This window comes from Thioclava sp. L04-15 (assembly GCF_002020275.1).
Lineage (GTDB): Bacteria > Pseudomonadota > Alphaproteobacteria > Rhodobacterales > Rhodobacteraceae > Thioclava > Thioclava marina.
Genome location: NZ_MPZW01000002.1, coordinates 183,003 through 201,044, shown reverse-complemented (window position 1 = coordinate 201,044; position 18,042 = coordinate 183,003). Strand labels below are relative to the sequence as shown.

19 protein-coding genes and 1 other annotated feature are annotated in these 18,042 nt (G+C 61.3%); of the genes, 16 read left to right on the top strand and 3 right to left on the bottom strand.

What is annotated here, in order from left to right:
* Window positions 1-200: 200 nt before the first annotated feature.
* Window positions 201-1,556 (bottom strand): IS1380-like element IS1247 family transposase, encoded by a 1,356-nt coding sequence (locus tag BMI90_RS07110; RefSeq protein WP_078527637.1) that lies wholly within the window; start codon window positions 1,554-1,556, stop codon window positions 201-203.
* 206 nt (window positions 1,557-1,762) lie between these two features.
* Here BMI90_RS07110 and BMI90_RS07105 point away from each other — a divergent pair, with 206 nt between their 5' ends.
* The 4 genes from BMI90_RS07105 (at window position 1,763) to BMI90_RS18500 (ending at window position 5,230) form a co-directional block, all read left to right on the top strand.
* Window positions 1,763-2,449 carry a response regulator transcription factor gene (locus BMI90_RS07105; RefSeq protein ID WP_078527635.1) on the top strand — a complete coding sequence of 229 codons (687 nt, stop codon included), beginning with the start codon at window positions 1,763-1,765 and terminating at the stop codon, window positions 2,447-2,449.
* 1 nt (window position 2,450) lies between these two features.
* Window positions 2,451-3,707, top strand: a complete 1,257-nt coding sequence (locus BMI90_RS07100) for an ATP-binding protein (protein WP_078527633.1) — start codon at window positions 2,451-2,453, stop codon at window positions 3,705-3,707.
* 243 nt (window positions 3,708-3,950) lie between these two features.
* Window positions 3,951-4,913, top strand: coding sequence for an MBL fold metallo-hydrolase (locus tag BMI90_RS07095; protein ID WP_078528111.1), 963 nt, complete (start codon window positions 3,951-3,953; stop codon window positions 4,911-4,913).
* Window positions 4,910-5,230 carry a hypothetical protein gene (locus BMI90_RS18500; protein WP_146671236.1) on the top strand — a complete coding sequence of 107 codons (321 nt, stop codon included), beginning with the start codon at window positions 4,910-4,912 and terminating at the stop codon, window positions 5,228-5,230. Before BMI90_RS07095 ends, BMI90_RS18500 begins: the two co-directional genes overlap by 4 nt.
* Window positions 5,231-5,266: 36 nt before the next feature.
* On the opposite strand, the gene BMI90_RS07090 is transcribed toward BMI90_RS18500, so the two are convergent.
* Window positions 5,267-6,495 (bottom strand): IS3 family transposase gene (locus tag BMI90_RS07090; RefSeq protein WP_146671235.1). Its coding sequence is split into 2 segments (ribosomal slippage): window positions 5,267-6,207 and window positions 6,207-6,495, totalling 1,230 coding nucleotides; the frame shifts between segments, so codons are not numbered across the junction.
* Window positions 6,098-6,214: a sequence feature (AL1L pseudoknot), on the bottom strand. Its footprint overlaps the gene before it by 117 nt.
* 59 nt (window positions 6,496-6,554) lie before the next feature.
* Here BMI90_RS07090 and BMI90_RS07085 point away from each other — a divergent pair.
* The 12 genes from BMI90_RS07085 (at window position 6,555) to BMI90_RS07030 (ending at window position 16,730) form a co-directional block, all read left to right on the top strand.
* Complete coding sequence (locus BMI90_RS07085; protein WP_078527631.1) at window positions 6,555-6,935, top strand: CPBP family intramembrane glutamic endopeptidase; 381 nt, start codon at window positions 6,555-6,557, stop codon at window positions 6,933-6,935.
* Between the two features lie 179 nt (window positions 6,936-7,114).
* Window positions 7,115-8,113 (top strand): P-type conjugative transfer ATPase TrbB, encoded by a 999-nt coding sequence (trbB, locus tag BMI90_RS07080; RefSeq protein ID WP_078527629.1) that lies wholly within the window; start codon window positions 7,115-7,117, stop codon window positions 8,111-8,113.
* Window positions 8,110-8,442, top strand: a complete 333-nt coding sequence (locus BMI90_RS07075; RefSeq protein WP_078527627.1) for a TrbC/VirB2 family protein — start codon at window positions 8,110-8,112, stop codon at window positions 8,440-8,442. Before trbB ends, BMI90_RS07075 begins: the two co-directional genes overlap by 4 nt.
* Window positions 8,442-8,723: a VirB3 family type IV secretion system protein gene (locus BMI90_RS07070; RefSeq protein WP_009573786.1), complete on the top strand. Its 282-nt coding sequence runs from the start codon at window positions 8,442-8,444 to the stop codon at window positions 8,721-8,723. Before BMI90_RS07075 ends, BMI90_RS07070 begins: the two co-directional genes overlap by 1 nt.
* A gap of 6 nt (window positions 8,724-8,729) precedes the next feature.
* Window positions 8,730-11,240, top strand: a complete 2,511-nt coding sequence (gene trbE / locus BMI90_RS07065) for a conjugal transfer protein TrbE (protein WP_078527625.1) — start codon at window positions 8,730-8,732, stop codon at window positions 11,238-11,240.
* Window positions 11,237-12,019 (top strand): P-type conjugative transfer protein TrbJ, encoded by a 783-nt coding sequence (trbJ, locus tag BMI90_RS07060; RefSeq protein ID WP_078527622.1) that lies wholly within the window; start codon window positions 11,237-11,239, stop codon window positions 12,017-12,019. The genes trbE and trbJ overlap by 4 nt, the downstream gene beginning before the upstream one ends.
* 17 nt (window positions 12,020-12,036) lie before the next feature.
* Window positions 12,037-12,324, top strand: a complete 288-nt coding sequence (trbK-alt, locus tag BMI90_RS07055) for a putative entry exclusion protein TrbK-alt (protein WP_078527620.1) — start codon at window positions 12,037-12,039, stop codon at window positions 12,322-12,324.
* Between the two features lie 3 nt (window positions 12,325-12,327).
* Complete coding sequence (gene trbL, locus BMI90_RS07050) at window positions 12,328-13,680, top strand: P-type conjugative transfer protein TrbL (protein WP_078527618.1); 1,353 nt, start codon at window positions 12,328-12,330, stop codon at window positions 13,678-13,680.
* On the top strand, window positions 13,677-14,366 hold the full coding sequence (gene trbF / locus BMI90_RS07045; RefSeq protein ID WP_078527616.1) for a conjugal transfer protein TrbF: 690 nt from the start codon (window positions 13,677-13,679) through the stop codon (window positions 14,364-14,366). The genes trbL and trbF overlap by 4 nt, the downstream gene beginning before the upstream one ends.
* A gap of 32 nt (window positions 14,367-14,398) precedes the next feature.
* The gene (gene trbG, locus BMI90_RS07040) at window positions 14,399-15,391 is read left to right on the top strand and encodes a P-type conjugative transfer protein TrbG (protein WP_246831517.1); all 993 of its coding nucleotides are present in this window, start codon (window positions 14,399-14,401) and stop codon (window positions 15,389-15,391) included.
* The gene (locus tag BMI90_RS07035; RefSeq protein ID WP_078527614.1) at window positions 15,388-16,509 is read left to right on the top strand and encodes a TrbI/VirB10 family protein; all 1,122 of its coding nucleotides are present in this window, start codon (window positions 15,388-15,390) and stop codon (window positions 16,507-16,509) included. The genes trbG and BMI90_RS07035 overlap by 4 nt, the downstream gene beginning before the upstream one ends.
* A 2-nt stretch (window positions 16,510-16,511) precedes the next feature.
* Window positions 16,512-16,730 carry a DUF2274 domain-containing protein gene (locus BMI90_RS07030; protein ID WP_078527613.1) on the top strand — a complete coding sequence of 73 codons (219 nt, stop codon included), beginning with the start codon at window positions 16,512-16,514 and terminating at the stop codon, window positions 16,728-16,730.
* Between the two features lie 233 nt (window positions 16,731-16,963).
* On the opposite strand, the gene BMI90_RS07025 is transcribed toward BMI90_RS07030, so the two are convergent.
* Window positions 16,964-17,845 (bottom strand): LysR family transcriptional regulator, encoded by an 882-nt coding sequence (locus BMI90_RS07025; protein WP_078527611.1) that lies wholly within the window; start codon window positions 17,843-17,845, stop codon window positions 16,964-16,966.
* Window positions 17,846-18,042 lie beyond the last annotated feature (197 nt).

The window sequence follows — 18,042 nt, the reverse complement described above, 5'->3', positions numbered from 1 at the left end:
GTCGTTTGAGGTGAAGATCGCCTGTATCCGAGCGCTAGACAAGGATTTTCTGCCGCAAGCGGCACCTGCGGTCGCGCAGACTGCTGGATCTGGACGGATCAGACCGCGAAGCCGCTGTTTCCTTGCCCAGGGGCGGCGTTTTTCAGCGCAGCGGACAGATCTGTCCAGCCGCTTTCGTTCAGTTTGAGCGTGGATCGCGATCATGCGCATAGCGGTGGCGCTCGCAATCGGCGGATAGCGGCGAGGATGGCGCGTACCATCGTGCCGGTGACAGCGACCTCGGCCAGCTGGAAGGTGATGGTGCGGGCGTGACGGACCACACGTGCCCCGATCTTGATCAGCTTCAGTTGCAGGCTGGTCAACGACCAGTCGGCCATGGCCTCGGGCAGCTCGATGCAGTGCAAGAAGGTGGCCAGGTTGTACGCCAGGGCGTGCAGTTGCAGCCGCACCTCATTGTCGCGGAACTTCCGGCACGACAGCCGCGTCCAGCGAAAGGCGTATTTGCCCTCTTTGATGTGCTGCTCGGCGGTGCCGCGCTGGTTGTAGAACCGCACCACCCAGTCCGGCTCCATCGGCAGGTTGGTGACGATGAAGCCGACACGCGGGAACAGTTCGCCCGGATGCCATTCGATCTTGGCGATCACCCGGCGTTCCTTGTCCCAGGACGCCGCCTGATACTCGAATTCCTCGAAGAACCGCTTGACCTTGGTCAGTGACGGCCGCCCGACAGGGCGCGTTAGCCGATGCGCGATCTTGTCCTTGAGGACCGCGTTTGCGGGCAGCCGGATGGCGTAGAAGAACCGCGCTTCTTCCAATCGCTCATAGATCGCCGGGATCGCGTAGGCAGCATCGGCCCGGAAGAACCTGCCACCAAGGTCGCGCTCCGCGTAGCGCGCAATGACGGGGTCGAGAACATCACGCCAGCCATCGGCGCTGTGGACGTTGCCATGGCGCAGGGCGCAGCGTTCCAGCATCCCGAACTGGTTGAACAGAAAGTTGGGGTGATAGCAGCTACAGTCGAAATGGCCATTCCAGGCGGACCCTTCCTGGTCGCCATGGGTCGGGCTGACCGAGCTGTCCATGTCCAGAACGATGTACTTCAGCCCGTTACGGTCATGGAACCGGTCGATCCATTGCCCGTTCAGGTCGGCCAGCGCGGCACGGTTCCCGGCCAGAGCCAGCGTCTCGGTCTCGAACCGTCCCATCTGCGATGCCGAGGCCGCTTGTGCATCGACCGCTCTGCCGCCGACAACTTGGCGCATGACCGGATCGCAGGCGAGACGGTTGGCGTCGTTGACATCCTCGTATCCGGCCAGCCGCCCAAAGACTGATTGCCGGAACAGGCCGTCGAGCCGATGGACCGTGTTCTTGCCAGAGCGAGTATCGCGCAGCGCCGCTGACGCCAAATCGGACAACCCGAGCGCGTCATCAAGCTCGCGCATCACCAGAAGGCCGCCGTCGGAACTGAGCTGCGTGCCGCGAAATTCCAGCCGCACGCGAGGGTCGAAATCCACCCGATCTGCCCGTTGCAAGCCCGCACCCTCTGGGTGATCCATGAAACGCGCCCCTCGCAGCCTTCAACACCATGTTTTATATAGGAAATATAATGGTCAGGACAGCGAAATCAGCGCCTTACTTGGGAAATGTGGGATGATATCTCTGTTAGGGTTAAACGCCGTCAAGCATGTGTAAAGTTAGGTAAAAAGCTTCTGCTCGAGGCGTCGACAGGGTAGGAACCGTACAGTATTGAAGGACCTGGCCAATGATGAAAGTCCTCCTCGTAGATGACGATATGGAACTGACAGCCCTTCTTCAGGAATATCTCTCTGAAGAAGGTTATGACGTGAGCACAGCGGTGGATGGGCGTAGCGCTGTAAACGCTGCGATGAACAACGCGGCAGATTTGATCGTCCTTGATGTCATGATGCCGCGTATGAACGGTATTGAGGTCTTGCGCAGGATCCGGGAGTGTAGCCAGGTTCCCATCCTCATGCTGACTGCGCGGGGCGATGACGTGGATAGGATCACTGGCCTGAATCTTGGCGCTGACGATTACGTGCCCAAACCCTGTTCCCCTGGTGAATTGGCTGCGCGCGTGCGTGCAATTCTGCGACGAACCAGCCAGTCGAGCCAGGCCGAAGCCAAAGCACCGATCATCGCAGGGCGACTGGTACTGCATCCCGCCAACCGGAGTGCGGAATGGGACGGGCACGCCCTTGACCTAACGGGTACAGAATTCAGCCTTCTCGAAGTTCTTGCACGCCATGCCGGTGAGCTTGTCTCCAAACAGGAGATTTCGAAGCGTGCCTTTGGGCAACCTTTGGCGCCGTTCGACAGGCGTATCGACGTTCACATCAGCAGCGTCCGTCAGAAACTTGGTCGTCGAAACGACGGGCAATCTCAAATCTTGTCGGTGCGTGGCCAAGGTTACCAGTTGCTGGTGGATTGATATGCGCAAGCTCTTTCGGAAATTCATGATCATAATTTCGATCACCGTCGTTGGATCGGTGGTTGCAATGGCTCTGATCCTGAATGCCTTTGGAGCTTCGCCGGTCATACCTGAACTAGAGGCCCAGAAGCGTGAAATCATCCTCGATCTCACACAAACGATTTTGCAAGAGCAAGGCGAGGATGAAGCAAGACGCTTCGTGACGGCTAGTGAAGCGGCCCGCCCCCTCGGTCTGACAATTATACCCACCGTAGACGACTCCGTCTGTGAACCCGCCAATCGATTGACTGCAAGGGCAGTGCAGCAAGGCGGCACCTGCTACCAGATCTCTGTGTTGGAGGCCGAAGGGATCGTCCCGTCGCGCCTGGCACCAACTATGCTTGGCCTCGCCATCCTAATTTCCAGTGTGGCGGCTGCGGCACTCCTGGTTCGTAGCTTGGTGAGTCCCGTCATCCTCTTGAAAGATGGTCTTAGCGCTTTGGCCCAAGGGCGGTTCGATATCCGGATTGGCGAAACGCTGGCTCCTCAGAAGGACGAGATTTCGGATCTGGGGCGTGATTTCGATCTCACCGCCCTGCGCCTTCAGCAGAATCACGAGGCTCAGCAACGATTATTCCATGACGTATCTCACGAACTACGATCGCCCTTGTCGCGCCTTCAGGCTGCGACAGGGATCCTGCGCAAGACACCCGCCCGCCTGGATGTGATGCTTGAGCGAATGGACCGCGAGGTTGAAAGGCTCGACAGGCTGGTCGGCGAGGTATTAACCCTTGCTCGGCTCACGGTGCGTTCAGACGATCCTTTACGAGTGCAGGATCTTGATGTCATTGAAATTCTGAATGAAATTCTTGCCGATGCCGCGTTTGAAGCACAGGCTCGCAGTGTAACCATAACGACGGATGTCGATGGAAGCTTCTTGGCGAGGGTTGATGGTGAACTGATCTACCGATCTCTGGAAAATGTGATCCGAAATGCCACCAAGTACACGGCAGAACGCTCGCATGTGTCAGTCGATTGCAGAGTACAAGGCAACCTGTTGGAGGTTCGCGTGACGGATCATGGTCCTGGAGTTGAACCAGGAGACGTAGATCGGATATTTGAGCCCTTCACCCGCAGCGGAGACGTTCTCCCCGTCGGGGGACACGGGCTTGGCCTCGCGATTGCGAGAAGTGCCATTACGAAGCATGGCGGCGAGGTGTACGCGGAACTGCCGACTGACGGCGGTCTTGTTATGGTTCTGAAAATCCCCAGCCAATGAGAATTTTCCTAAGTTTACCAGAACTTTGCACTTCTTTACGTTCATACGGATAAACTCTGGTGTGACCGTGCGCAGCACGCAGAACAAGATTTGGATAATCTCCGAGGCTCCGGAACGTCACCCAAGGGACACCCTTCTTTGCAATTTCGCCATTCGCACGACCAAAGGGATCTGAGCAGACGATTTATAGTTCTTGTGACCATGGCGGCGCTTGCGAGTTGCGACAAAGCGCCAGAGTATGAGATGACAGATCATTTCAACGGTAAGAACTTCATCAACCCGACACTGTCCGAGCAGATATCTCCAGGGATTTCGGATGTCGTTGGGATGATGCGAGAGGGCCGGCAGACCTGGCCAACGAACCTTCCGACAACCGGCGTTCCGCAACTGGCAGCCGATCTTGGCCGTGACCGCATGGCGGTCACCTTTGTAAACCATGCGACTTTCCTGATTCAGATGCCTGGCATTACGATCCTAACGGACCCAGTCTGGTCCGAGCGCGCAAGCCCAGTTTCGTGTTTTGGGCCCAAGCGGGTGAGGTCGCCCGGCATCGCTTTGGAAAAGATACCTTCTCTCGATGTCGTTCTGGTGTCTCACAACCATTATGATCACTTGGATCTGACGACCTTACGCCGATTGCACGAACGATTTGAACCAACCTTTGTAGTCCCTCTTGGAAACCGGGCCTTGTTGGAATCCGCAGGCATCAAGGATGTCGTTGAACTCGACTGGTGGCAAAGCGTCGCCGCGCCCTCGCAGGTACAGATCATGCTGACCCCGACACAGCATTCATCTGGCCGCGGGTTGTTTGACAGGGATAAAGCGCTGTGGGGAAGCTACTTTGTCAAACGTGGAGACAGGAGCCTCTTCTTCGGCGGAGATGGCGGTTACTCGTCGCATTTCTCAGACATCAGGGAGCGGCTAGGTCCACCCGAAGTTGCTTTGCTCGGCATTGGCTCATATGAACCCTCATGGTTCATGAGACCTCTACATATGAACCCTGCCGAAGCTCTAGTTGCTCATGGTGATCTGGAGGCAGGCCAAAGCATCGGCATGCACATCGGTACGTTTCAGCTTTCCTCGGAAGCCTTTGATCAACCGCTGACAGATTTGTTATCGGCCCTTAGGGTATCGAATAGCCCACCTAACAGCTTTACGGTTATGGAGGAGGGGGAAACGAGGTTCTTCCCCCAGATATCAGAATGACGAACAGCCCGGGTAAGCTAAATGACGCCAATGATCTTGTAGAGACAGATGTCGTTGCTATTTCTCTACCTAGGCTGGTCGTGGAATTTCTCACTCTATTTATAGCTGCTCCTGTAATATTAGCCGTTTGCCTTCCGTCTTACGCAATGCTCCCGATGTTGCTTGGTGTGACTGTCATCGGAGTTGTTCTGCTGAATCAAACACCAGGTTTTTGCTGGCTGGAACTGATACAAGGCTGGAACGAGATTGACTGGCCTACCGTAATTGGCGTTGCGATAACCACTACGTTAGTAAGCGTCGCGATCGTTGCGCTTTGAACCGCGCCGGGTTTGCCGGAGGCTGATTTTGGTTAGTTACGCGGCCATGCCTTCAGTTTCCAGAGCCGCGTAAAAGTTTGCCTCGGCTTCTGCCGGAGGGATGTTCCCGATAGGCTCGAGCAGGCGGCGGTTGTTGAACCAATCGACCCATTCAAGGGTGGCATATTCGACGGCCTCGAAGCTGCGCCAAGGGCCGCGGCGATGGATGACCTCGGCCTTGAATAGACCGTTGATCGTCTCGGCCAGCGCATTGTCATAGCTGTCGCCAACGCTGCCAACTGAAGGTTCGATGCCGGCCTCTCCCAGCCGCTCGGTGTAGCGAATGGACAGGTATTGAGACCCGCGGTCGGAATGATGGACAAGGCCCGCACCCTTGACCGGGCGGCGATCATGGACGGCCTGTTCGAGGGCATCAAGGACGAAGCCTGCATGCGCGGTCTGGCTTGCCCGCCAGCCGACGATCCGGCGTGCATAGGCGTCAATGACAAAAGCCACATAGACGAACCCTCGCCAGGTAGCGACGTAGGTGAAATCGCTGACCCAGAGCATATTCGGGGCTGGAACCCTGAACTGCCGGTTCACCTTGTCCAGCGGGCACGGAGCCTTCTTGTCGGGGATGGTCGTCTTGTGCGGCTTGCCTCGGATGATGCCCTGAATGCCCATCCCCTTCATAAGCCGGGCCACCGTGCAACGGGCGACCGCGAAGCCTTCCCGATCCAGCTGGCGCCAGACCTTGCGCACCCCATAGACACGCCAGTTCGCCTCGAACACGCGCTCAATCTCGGGCCGCAGCGCCGCGTCCCGCCTGGCACGATCCGACAACCGGGCTGGATCGGCACGCTTCGCCAAGTGATCATAATAGGTGGACGGGGCGATCGGCAGAACCTTGCAGATCGGCTCGACCCCATGCGCCTCCCGATGATCGTCAATGAACCCGACCATCACTTCGACCGGCGGTCGAGCTCCGCCATCGCAAAATACGCTGACGCCTTGCGCAGGATCTCGTTGGCTTGGCGCAGTTCCCGGTTCTCCCGCTCCAGAGCCCTCATCTTCTCGGCCATGTCGGTTGGGATGCCTGCGCGCTTGCCGCTGTCGACCTCGGCCTTTTTGACCCACTCGTTCAGAGTCTGGGGCGCACAGCCGATCTTCGCGGAAATCGACATGACTGACTGCCAGCGCGATCCATGCTGACCCTCATTGTCGAGAACCAAGCGTACTGCACGCTCGCGCACTTCGGGAGAAAACTTGTTCGTGGTCTTGCTCATGATGCTCCATCCTATTCAGAAGTTGGAGCCTCCGGCAAACCCGGGGCGGTTCACTTACCATGCCAGAGTCATTTTTTGCGCTCTACCGAGTTAACCCTTGGGCTTGGGGCGCCGTGATGCTCTTCTATCCTCTGCTTTCAGCTCTTCCGCAGGAGGTGGTATTTCGGTCACTTTTCTTTCGTAGATACGGCCGAATTCTTCCGGGGTCCAAAAGAGCGATCACCTTGAATGCCATACTTTTTTCACTCGCACATCTGCTCTACTGGAACTGGATCGTTGCTTTGATAACGTTCGTTGGCGGGGTAATATTTGCTTGGGCTTATAGTGTTCGCAGATCTTTTCCTCTCGCTGTCATATTGCATGCTATTGCCGGTAATGTCCTCTTTACGGTCGGCGCTGGAGTGTTGTTTTTTAGCGGCTCTGTTGATCGACCGTTTTGAGTAAATCTCAGATGATTGAAGGTAAATTTGTCCGTGCGCATATCGCCGATTACCTGTTTTTGTGCGCCACGCTACGACGCCCCTCAGAAACCTGTTGAGCCGTAGGCATTTACGGCTTTCTTAATCGACCCCGATCCAGGGCGGCCTGTTGGAGGCGCCTGCAAAGGAGCGGGGCCGGCATGGCGAAGACCGATCAGAGACCAGAGGTGATCCGGAGAGGCGCGCGGATGCTGCGCACCGCGCTCGGGCCGGCGATCGCCGGGTTTCTGGACGATCCCATGACCGTCGAGGTGATGCTCAACCCCGATGGGCGGCTCTGGGTCGACCGGCTTTCCGAGGGGCTGGCCGACAGCGGCAAGACGCTGAGCGCAGCAGACGGCGAGCGCATCGTTCGACTGGTCGCGCACCATGTCGGCGTCGAAGTTCATGGTCTGTCCCCACGCGTCTCTGCGGAGCTCCCGGAAACCGGCGAGCGCTTCGAGGGGCTATTGCCTCCCGTGGTCGCAGCGCCGGCCTTCGCCATTCGCAAGCCTGCTGTCGCCGTGTTCACGCTCGACGACTACGTCGCCGCCGGGATCATGACCTTGATGCAGGCCGAGGCGCTGCGCCAGGCGGTCGCGACCCGTGCCAATATCCTGGTGGCGGGGGGTACCTCGACAGGCAAGACCACGCTGACTAATGCGCTGCTCGCCGAGGTGGCCAAGACCTCCGATCGCGTCGTGATCATCGAGGACACCCGGGAACTGCAATGCGCCGCGCCGAACCTCGTGGCGATGCGTACCAAAGACGGTGTTGCCAGTCTGTCCGATCTGGTGCGGTCCTCGCTGCGTCTGCGCCCCGATCGTATTCCGATCGGCGAGGTGCGTGGCGCCGAGGCGCTGGACCTTCTCAAAGCCTGGGGCACCGGCCATCCGGGCGGCATCGGCACAATCCATGCCGGTTCCGGCATGGGTGCGCTGCGCCGCCTCGAACAGCTCATCCAGGAAGCCGTCGTCACCGTGCCGCGGGCCATGATCGCGGAGACCATCGACCTCGTGGCCGTCCTGGCCGGGCGCGGTTCCGCGCGTCGTCTGGCCGAACTCGCCTGCGTCGAGGGCCTCGGGCCGGAGGGCGACTACCGGATTTCACCTGCCATTTCAGAACCCGCCATCCCTCACGAACAAGGAGATCCCGAATGATCCGTCACGCCCTGCGCATCCGCCAGCACATCGCCACGGCCGCCGCCACTACTTACGTCAGCCTGTTCATCGCTCCGGCTGCGCACGCCTCCGGGTCTTCCATGCCCTGGGAAGCGCCTCTGCAATCCATTCTCGACTCCGTCGAGGGGCCGGTGGCCAAGATCGTGGCGGTGATCATCATCATCGTCACCGGTCTGACGCTGGCCTTCGGCGATACCGGCGGTGGCTTCCGGCGGCTGATCCAGATCGTCTTCGGGATTTCCATCGCCTTTGCGGCCTCGTCCTTCTTCCTGAGCTTCTTCAGCTTTGGTGGCGGAGCGCTGATTTGATGGCGGTGAGTTTCGAGGCCCTCGACGCGGTGCCGGGGTTCAGCGTGCCGGTTCACCGCGCGCTGACCGAGCCGATCCTCCTCGGCGGCGCACCGCGCTCGGTCGCAATTCTGAATGGCACGCTCGCGGGTGCGGTCGGCCTCGGGCTTCAGCTCTGGCTGGTCGGGATCCTGATCTGGGCCGTCGGCCACATCGCCGCCGTCTGGGCGGCCAGGCGCGATCCGCTCTTCGTCGAGGTTGCGCGCCGCCATTTGCGCATTCCCGGTCATCTCTCGGTGTGAACCCCCATGATGAATCTCGCAGAATACCGTCGCACCGCCTCGCGCCTCGCCGACTACCTGCCCTGGGTGGCGCTGGTCGGGGAGGGCGTGGTCCTCAACAAGGACGGCTCGTTTCAGAGGACGGCGAAGTTTCGGGGTCCCGATCTCGACAGCGCGGTCGCGGCCGAACTGGTCGCAGTCGCCGGGCGGCTGAACAACGCCTTCCGCCGGCTCGGTTCCGGGTGGGCGATCTTCGTGGAAGCACAGCGCTCTGAGGCCGCAACCTATCCGGTGAGCATCTTCCCGGATGCGGCTTCCGCGCTGGTCGATGCTGAGCGCAAGGCCGATTTCGAGGAGGAGGGGAGCCACTTCGTATCCGGCTATTTCCTGACGCTCCTCTGGCTTCCGTCTGCCGAGGACGCGGCGCGTTCGGAGTCCTGGCTCTACGAGGGCCGCGAGACCTCAGGTGTGAACCCCTGGGAACAGGTGCGCGGTTTCATCGACCGCACCGATCGCGTGCTGGCGCTGCTCGACGGCTTCATGCCGGACTGCCACTGGCTCGATGACGCCGCTACGCTGACCTACCTGCATTCGACGATTTCGACCAACCGGCACCGCGTGCGCGTGCCCGAGGTGCCGGTCTATCTCGACGCGCTCTTGCCCGACCAGCCGCTGGCCGGCGGGCTGGAGCCGCGCCTGGGTAATCATCACCTCCGCGTCCTGACGATCACTGGCTTTCCCGGCGTCACGACCCCGGGCCTGCTTGACGAGTTGAACCGGCTGGCCTTTCCCTATCGCTGGTCGACCCGGGCCATCCTCATGGACAAGCTGGATGCGACGAAGCTGCTGACCCGGATACGCCGTCAGTGGTTTGCCAAACGCAAGAGCATCGCCGCGATCCTCAAGGAGGTGATGACCAACGAACAATCCGCGCTGGTCGACACCGATGCGGCGAACAAGGCCGCTGACGCGGACATGGCCTTGCAGGAACTCGGCGCGGATCTGGCTGGCATGGCCTATGTCACGGCCACGATCACGGTCTGGGACGAGGACGTCCGCCGCGCCGACGAGAAGCTGCGGCTGGTCGAGAAGATCGTCCAGTCCCGCGATTTCAGCGTCATGGTCGAGACGGTCAACGCCGTCGATGCCTGGCTTGGAAGCCTTCCCGGGCATGCCTATGCCAATGTCCGCCAGCCACCGATCAGCACATTGAATCTCGCCCATATGATCCCGCTCTCGGCGGTCTGGGCAGGGCCGGAACAGGATGAGCATTTCGGCGACGCTCCGTTGCTCTACGCCAGGACCGAAGGCTCCACCCCGTTCCGGTTTTCTCTTCATGTCGGGGATGTCGGTCACACCCTCGTCGTCGGCCCGACCGGCGCCGGCAAGTCCGTGTTGCTGGCGCTGATGGCGCTTCAGTTCCGGCGGTACTCGCGCAGCCAGATCTTCGCCTTTGACTTCGGCGGCTCGATCCGCGCCGCTTCGCTCGCCATGGGCGGCGACTGGCATGACCTCGGCGGAGAGCTGACCGACGCGGCCGACACCTCCGTCTCGCTGCAACCGCTGGCCCGCATTCACGAGACGTCGGAGCGCGCCTGGGCGGCCGACTGGATCGTTGCAATCCTGACGCGCGAGAACATCCAGATCACGCCCGATGTGAAGGAACATATCTGGACCGCGCTGACCTCGCTGGCCTCGGCCCCTCTCGCGGAGCGGACCATGACCGGCCTTGCGGTCCTGCTGCAATCCAACGATCTGAAGCAGGCGCTCCGCGCATATTGCGTGGGTGGGCCCTATGGCCGGTTGCTCGATGCCGAGACCGAACAGCTGGGATCGGCGGTTGTGCAGGCCTTCGAGATCGAGGGGCTGGTGGGAACTGGCGCGGCGCCCGCCGTCCTCTCATACCTGTTCCACCGGATCGGTGATCGGCTCGACGGACGACCCACGCTGCTCATCATCGACGAGGGCTGGCTTGCGCTCGATGATGATGCCTTCGCGGAGCAGCTCCGCGAATGGCTGAAGACGCTGAGGAAGAAGAATGCCTCGGTGATCTTCGCGACGCAGAGCCTCAGCGACATCGACAGCAGCGCCATCGCGCCTGCGATCATCGAAAGCTGCCCGACCCGGCTCTTGCTGCCGAACGAGCGGGCCATCGAGCCCCAGATCATGGCCATCTATCGCCGCTTCGGCCTCAATGACCGGCAGATCGAGATCCTCGCGCGGGCCACGCCCAAACGCGACTACTATTGTCAGTCGCGGCGCGGCAACCGGCTGTTCGAGCTGGGTCTCAGCGATGTCGGGCTCGCGCTCTGCGCGGCTTCCGCCAAATCGGATCAGGCGCTGATCGCCGAGATCTGCGCTGAGCACGGCCGAGACGGCTTCCTCGCCGCCTGGCTGAAGGCGCATGGCCTGGATTGGGCCGCCGACCTGATCCCCGACCTCACCAATCTCGCCATCGACGCAGAGGGGGCCTCTTCGGCCACCGCTGTTGTTGAGGACGCCGACATCGACCTTGAAGAAGAGGAAATCACACCATGACACGCAAGATCACGTTTCGGTCCGCTGGCACGTCGCTGCTCGCCCTTGCGCTGGCGATGCCTGTCGCAATGTCGCCCATCGCAGCGCCGCCCGCGCATGCGCTCTTCGGCATCGGCGGGGGACCCTTCATCGTTTACGACCCGACCAACCACGCGGAAAATCTCCTGACCGCGGCGCGCGCTCTGGAGCAGATCAACAACCAGATCGCACAGCTCCAGAACGAAGCGCAGATGCTGATCAACCAGGCACGCAATCTCGCGAACCTGCCGTATTCCGCGCTCCAGCAGATCCAGCAGAACGTCAGCCGCACGCAGCAGCTCCTGGCGCAGGCGCAGAACATCGCCTTCGACGTGCAGAGCATCGACCAGATGTTCCAGCAGGACTATGGCAACCTTTCCCTGACGGCGACCGACCAGCAACTGATCGCCGAGGCCCGGTCCCGTTGGGAGAACACCGTCGGTGGCCTGCAGGATGCGATGCGCGTGCAGGCCGGTGTCGTCGGCAACATCGATGCCAACCGTGCTGAGATGTCCGCGCTCGTAGGGCAGAGCCAGAACGCGGTCGGTGCTCTGCAGGCCACGCAGGCGGGCAACCAGCTCCTCGCACTGCAATCGCAGCAGCTCTCGGATCTGATCGCGGTGATTTCGGCAAACGGCCGCGCCAACGCGCTGACCGAGGCCGAGCGCGCCACCGCCGCCGAACAGGGTCGCATCCAGCGCGAGCGCTTCCTGACGCCGGGCGCGGGCTACCAGCCCGGCAACGCGCAGATGTTCAACTGAGGCCGGGAGGGGAGCCGATGGAGGGGAAAGTGCTGGCCCGGATCGTGGCCATCGTGTTCGTGGCGATCGCGATCGCCGCCACAGTGATCGAGATGACACGCAAGGAGGCTCCCGTGCCGGCCAGCACCGCGCCCGCGCTCCAGCCGTCTGCCGATCCTCTCCGCGCGACGCTGCGCCGGTGCCAGCAGCTTGGCGAGGCCGCTTCCAGCGATGCCGATTGCCTCGCCGCCTGGGCCGAGAGCCGAGACCGGTTCCTCGGCCGGACGCCTGCACCCGAAGCGCAGCAGCGTCCGGGAGACCAATGAGCCATGGGAGGAACCGGCGTCATCGACAACTTTCTGGGCATCTTCACCAGCTATATCGACAGCGGGTTTGGGCTGCTCGGCGGCGAGGTCGCCTTCATCGCCACCACGCTGATCGTCATCGACGTGACGCTGGCGGCGCTGTTCTGGGCCTGGGGTGCCGATGACGACATCATCGCCCGACTGGTGAAGAAGACGCTCTTTGTCGGGGTCTTCGCCTATATCATCTCCAACTGGAACAACCTCGCCCGGATTGTCTTCGAGAGCTTCGCGGGCCTCGGCCTGATGGCCTCGGGCACTGGTTTTTCCGCCGCCGATCTTCTGCGCCCCGGCCGCGTCGCCCAGACCGGGCTCGAGGCCGGGCGACCGCTACTCGAATCCATCTCCGATCTGATGGGCTGGGTCGCGGTCTTCGAGAACCTCGTTCAGATCCTCTGCCTGTTCTTCGCCTGGGCGCTGGTGATCCTCGCCTTCTTCATCCTCGCCGTGCAGCTCTTCGTCACCCTGATCGAGTTCAAGCTCACGACCCTCGCGGGCTTCGTGCTGATCCCCTTCGGCCTCTTCGGCAAGACCGCTTTCATGGCCGAGCGAGTGCTGGGCAACGTCATCTCTTCCGGCATCAAGGTCCTGGTCCTCGCCGTGATCATCGGCATCGGATCGACGCTCTTCGGCCAGTTCACCGCTGGCTTCGGCGGCGTGACGCCGACCATCGATGATGCCATGGCGATTGTGCTGGCCGCTCTGTCTCTGCTGGGCCTCGGTATCTTCGGCCCCGGCATCGCTTCGGGTCTGGTGTCCGGCGGGCCGCAACTCAGCGCGGGGGCGGCCATAGGCACCGGCTTTGCCGTTGGTGGCGCTGCGATCGGGGCCGGAGGGGCGAGCATGCTGGCGGCACGCGGGGCGGGATCTGCGCTCTCCGGTGGCGCCGCCCTCGCACGCGGCGGCGCCACCGCGGCGGGCGCTGCCTCGAGCGCCTACATGCTCGGCTCGATGGGCGGAGGAGGTCTCGCCGGCGGGATGGCTGGTGTGGCGCGCGCCGGGGCCGCCGCCTCGGCATCACCGCTCAAGAAGGCGTCCTCTCGCGCGGCTGGCGGCATCCAGTCCAGCTACGCCGAGGGCGTCAAGGGCGGTGTTGCGGCGACGGGCGGAACCACCTCGATGGGCACGGTCGGCGGCGCGGCACCTGAGCCTGGCAGCTCCAGCCCGTCCGCCTCCGATGGCCCGCCAGCCTGGGCGAAGCGCATGCGCCATAGCCAGGCCGTGAGCCATGGCGTGCGCGCTGCCGCCCACGCCGTCCGGTCGGGTGACAGTCACGGCTCGGGCTCCTCCGTCAATCTCTCCGAAAGGGATCGCTCATGAACCTCTTCAGGCGTTCCGCCACGCATTATGGCAAGACACCTCAACCAGAGACGCCTTACCAGAGGGCTGCGCAGGTCTGGGATGAGCGTATCGGCTCCGCCCGTGTTCAGGCCCGCAATTGGCGCTACATGGCCTTTGGCAGCCTGATCCTGGCGGCGGGTTTTGCTGGCACCCTGGTTTGGCAATCCGCACGCGGCACGGTAGTGCCCTGGGTCGTTCAGGTCGACGCGCTCGGCGAGGCCCAGGCTGTCGCCCCGGCTTCCGCCGACTACGAGCCGACCGATCCGCAGATCGCCTTCCATCTCGGTCGTTTCATCGAACAGGTCCGGTCGATCCCCGCCGATCCGATTATCGTGCGGCAGAACTGGTTGCGCGCCTATGAGTTCACCACGGATCGTGGGGCGGCCGCGCTCAACGACTTCGCTCGCGCTAACGACCCCTTCACACGCGTCGGTCGTCAACAGATCGCTGTCGAGGTGTCCTCCGTCATCCGGGCCTCGCCGGGATCGTTCCGCGTTGCCTGGACCGAGCGCCACTACGAGAACGGCCAGCTTTCCACGACCGAGCGCTGGACCGCGATCCTGACCGTCGTGATCCAGACCCCGCGCAGCGCCGAGCGCCTGCGCGCCAATCCCCTCGGAATCTATATCAATGCGATCTCCTGGTCGCGGGAGATGAGCCAATGACTGAACTGCGTTTCTTTGAGACCAGGTCTCCGATGGTCGGTGCGCCTGCGTTGGTGGCCTTGCTGCTATCCGCATCCATGCTGGCGGGGTGCGCCAGTAATCCGGTGCCAGAATTCAGCTACGATGAGTCCGTGCCGCCACTGCCCACTCCGCCCGCCTCGGCTGCCGGGGAACACCCTCGGCCACTGCACACGCCACCCGTCTGGGCGGTGGCGCACGGCGGAGCGGCGGCGGGCACACCGTCAGGCCGTATCGAAAACGCCAATGCCGCCGCCCGGATCGAACCGCGCCGCGAGGGCTATTACAATGCGATCCAGATCTATCCCTGGTCGGAAGGTGCTCTCTATCAGGTCTATGCCGCGCCGGGTCAGATCACCAACATCGCATTGGAGCCGGGCGAGCGCCTGACCGGCGCGGGCCCGATCGCCGCGGGGGATACCACGCGCTGGATCATCGGCGACACGGAGAGCGGGTCCGGATCCACCGCCCGCGTCCACATCCTCGTCAAACCGACGCGGGACGACATCTCGACCAATCTGGTGATCAGCACTGACAGGCGGGTGTATACGATCGAGTTGCGTGCGCGCGAGGCGCTCTACATGCCCTCCGTTGCCTGGGCTTATCCGGCTGCGCCCCGTGGTGGGCGACAGGCTGTGGCGACCGCGCCGACCATCCCGGCGCCGTCGGCCCGTAATCATCGTTACGGCTTACAGATCCGGGGTGAGAGTCCGCCCTGGCGCCCGGTTTCCGTCTTCGATGATGGCCGCCGCGTCTATGTCGTCTTCCCGGCTGGCATCGCCCAGGGCGAAATGCCACCGCTCTTCGTGCTCGGCGCCGATGGAGAGCCGCAGATCGTCAACAGCCGTATCCACGGCAACGTGCTGATCGTGGATCGCCTCTTCGGTGCGGCGGAGCTCCGTCTGGGAGCAGGAGACCGCCAGCAGGTGGTCCGGATCGTGCGCATGGAGGAGCGCGAGGCCGATGCGCGGACGGAGGTGGATGCGCGAAGGGGAGGGGCGTCATGAGTGACACCGATCCTGCAGCGCCGATGCGTCTGCGCCCCGATCCGCCGCGCGTGACGAGGCTGTCGCGCAAGGTTCTGGCCGGTGTCGGAGCGGTCGCCTTGTTCGGCATCGGGGGTGCGCTGATTTATGCGCTCCAGACCCCTGAAGCAGGGCCGGGAGGGGGAGAACTCTACTCCATCGACAACCGACCGGCCGCGGACGGCCTGGAAGGGTTGCCGTCCGACTATACCGGACCGGTTCTGGGACCCGCACTGCCCGGTGACCTCGGGCGGCCGATCCTCGATGCGCAGGAGCGCGGAGTGCCCGTGACCCCGCCGCCGATTGTGGGCCCGACCGTCGATCCGGAAGCGGAGCGCCGCAGGGCAGAGGAGGAAACCGCGCGTCTGAGCGGTGTCTTCTTTCAGACGGCGTCTGGCAGGGCGACGACGGCCGGGGTCGGCGTGAATCTTCCGGGCCTGGGTGGCTCCGAGCAACCCGAGGGGAGTCGGCATACGGCTTTCCTCAACGGTCCGGTGGACCGGCAGACCGTCGCATCCGATCGCATTCAGCCGCCAGCCTCGCCGTACATCCTTCAGGCGGGAGCAGTGATCCCGGCCGCCCTCATCACGGGCATTCGTTCCGATCTTCCGGGGCAGATCACCGCACAGGTCACCGAGAATGTCTATGACAGCCCGACTGGATCGCTGCTCCTGATCCCGCAGGGAACCCGCATCATCGGCCAATACGATGACGGTGTGACGTTCGGCCAGCGACGCGTGCTGCTGGTCTGGAACCGCCTGATCCTTCCCGGAGGCCGGTCCATCGTTCTCGAACGTCTGCCGGGTGCGGATGCGAGCGGCTATGCAGGCCTCGAGGATGGCGTTGACTACCACTGGTGGGATCTTATGCGCGCAGCGGGTCTGTCCACGCTGCTCGCGATCGGCGCAGACCTCGCCACCGATGACGAAGACCGCCTGGTCCAGGCGATCCGCGATGGCGCTGTGGACACGATCAACCAGGCCGGCCAGCAGATCGTTCAGCGTCAGTTGCAGGTCGGGCCGACACTGACCATCCGTCCGGGGTTCCCTGTCAGGATCATCGTCACCCGCGATCTCGTATTCGAACCCGCAGGAGGTTGATCATGTCGAAGTTGAAGCTGGGACCTCTGCCCGATGACAAGCCGGTGAAAGTGACGGTGGAATTGCCCGCGTCCGTTCATCGCGATCTTGTCGCCTATGCGGAGGTGTTAGGGCGGGAGACAGGCCAGCCTGTCGCCGATCCTGTCCGGCTGATCGTGCCGATGCTGGAGCGGTTCATGGCCACGGATCGCGGGTTCGCGAAGGCGAGGCGTTTGGCCTAAATGTTAAAAAATCAGGAAAATTTCTCTGAATGATTTCTTTTTCTGCTCGCGGATATATCCCCATATATCACTGCCACTGGGGGTGGCTCATTTGTCGATGCTATCGAGGAACCTCGTGAAACATCTGCTTTCCTGCAGGCATGATGCATCTTCGGCATCTCCGTTTGGATGCCTGGAGACCATGATGCTCCACATTTAGACGGTCGTGGCTTTCCGTCTTCGACGAGTTTAGTTTATGCGGATAAGTGCAGAATATTTATCAGCTTTTGAAGTGCAAAGTTTTTATTGTCACGCCTCCAGGTCGCGTTGAATATCACGAAGTTATTCTTACCTGCGAGTGGAATAAAAGAAAGATCGCTAGAATTTTCTCTGTGCCAAGATGAGACCACGAGAGTAATACCTTTTCCCAAAGAGACTAGGTCGAGTAGTGTTTCCTGTGTTGAATTGACATGATCAATCTTGAGTTGTCCCCCTCCCTCTGGGGCGCTGTCGCAAATGTAGGTCTCAACTTCTGGGCCGGGAGATGCGACAGATACAAGAATTTGTTCGTTTAACAAGTCTGACCAATCGAGAGATTCATGATGAGAAAGCGCGTGGTCTTTCGCCATCGCAACGAAAACTGCCTCTTTCCATAATTTCGCGCTATCGCAGCTATTAGGAGTTTTCCTCTTAGATGTAAACGTGATGTCTAAAACTCCTGAAGCGACAAGATTCAAGAAGTCCGCGTCCAGCCCGTCGAAAATGTCCAAGTGGACTTCTGGATGCTCGGTATAGTAAATTTTCAAGAAGTTTCGTAAGAATCCACGGCCTAAGGATGAGTGAATTCCAATTCTCAAGTGGTCTGGTATCCCTCGACCTGCCAAGCTGGCCTCATGAATGGCGCAATCAAGACTTTCTAGAATTTTCTTTGATTTCTCTAGGAAAATTACCCCAGCAGATGTTGCGAAAATTCCGTTATGGCGCCTTTCAAAAAGAGGCACGCCCAGCTCCTCTTCAATATTGCGAATGGCTCTACTAAGCGTTGATTGCTGTGCTCCCATTGCATCGGCCGCTCGGCGTATGCTGCGACTTTCCGCGGCGGCGAGCAAATATCGAAGTTCTCGTATCTCAACCATAGTTCTCGTCCATAGCGTATGCTGCGTTCTGGCAGCATTGAAATAGGCCTATGCTGCGAAGTCGCTTTCGTGCGCTTTGATTGGGTGCCTGAAAAGGAGTTAAGGTTGGATCCTATCTATTTGGGTGCGTCAGGCCAGCGCTAGAATTTACTCCTTTCGAAACCGTTCAATCTGGCGGCTATCACTGTGAATAGAAG

Bases quoted from the DNA above. Each gene is read 5' to 3' on its own strand.
- trbG (WP_246831517.1), top strand. From the start codon at position 14,399: ATGGTCGGTGCGCCTGCGTTGGTGGCCTTGCTGCTATCCGCATCCATG.
- BMI90_RS07075 (WP_078527627.1), top strand. From the start codon at position 8,110: ATGATCCGTCACGCCCTGCGCATCCGCCAGCACATCGCCACGGCCGCC.
- trbB (WP_078527629.1), top strand. From the start codon at position 7,115: ATGGCGAAGACCGATCAGAGACCAGAGGTGATCCGGAGAGGCGCGCGG.
- BMI90_RS07085 (WP_078527631.1), top strand. From the start codon at position 6,555: ATGCCAGAGTCATTTTTTGCGCTCTACCGAGTTAACCCTTGGGCTTGG.
- trbJ (WP_078527622.1), top strand. From the start codon at position 11,237: ATGACACGCAAGATCACGTTTCGGTCCGCTGGCACGTCGCTGCTCGCC.
- BMI90_RS07035 (WP_078527614.1), top strand. From the start codon at position 15,388: ATGAGTGACACCGATCCTGCAGCGCCGATGCGTCTGCGCCCCGATCCG.
- BMI90_RS07025 (WP_078527611.1), bottom strand. From the start codon at position 17,845: ATGGTTGAGATACGAGAACTTCGATATTTGCTCGCCGCCGCGGAAAGT.
- BMI90_RS07095 (WP_078528111.1), top strand. From the start codon at position 3,951: ATGACAGATCATTTCAACGGTAAGAACTTCATCAACCCGACACTGTCC.
- BMI90_RS07105 (WP_078527635.1), top strand. From the start codon at position 1,763: ATGATGAAAGTCCTCCTCGTAGATGACGATATGGAACTGACAGCCCTT.
- BMI90_RS18500 (WP_146671236.1), top strand. From the start codon at position 4,910: ATGACGAACAGCCCGGGTAAGCTAAATGACGCCAATGATCTTGTAGAG.
- BMI90_RS07110 (WP_078527637.1), bottom strand. From the start codon at position 1,556: ATGGATCACCCAGAGGGTGCGGGCTTGCAACGGGCAGATCGGGTGGAT.
- trbL (WP_078527618.1), top strand. From the start codon at position 12,328: ATGGGAGGAACCGGCGTCATCGACAACTTTCTGGGCATCTTCACCAGC.
- BMI90_RS07070 (WP_009573786.1), top strand. From the start codon at position 8,442: ATGGCGGTGAGTTTCGAGGCCCTCGACGCGGTGCCGGGGTTCAGCGTG.
- trbK-alt (WP_078527620.1), top strand. From the start codon at position 12,037: ATGGAGGGGAAAGTGCTGGCCCGGATCGTGGCCATCGTGTTCGTGGCG.
- trbF (WP_078527616.1), top strand. From the start codon at position 13,677: ATGAACCTCTTCAGGCGTTCCGCCACGCATTATGGCAAGACACCTCAA.
- BMI90_RS07030 (WP_078527613.1), top strand. From the start codon at position 16,512: ATGTCGAAGTTGAAGCTGGGACCTCTGCCCGATGACAAGCCGGTGAAA.
- trbE (WP_078527625.1), top strand. From the start codon at position 8,730: ATGATGAATCTCGCAGAATACCGTCGCACCGCCTCGCGCCTCGCCGAC.
- BMI90_RS07100 (WP_078527633.1), top strand. From the start codon at position 2,451: ATGCGCAAGCTCTTTCGGAAATTCATGATCATAATTTCGATCACCGTC.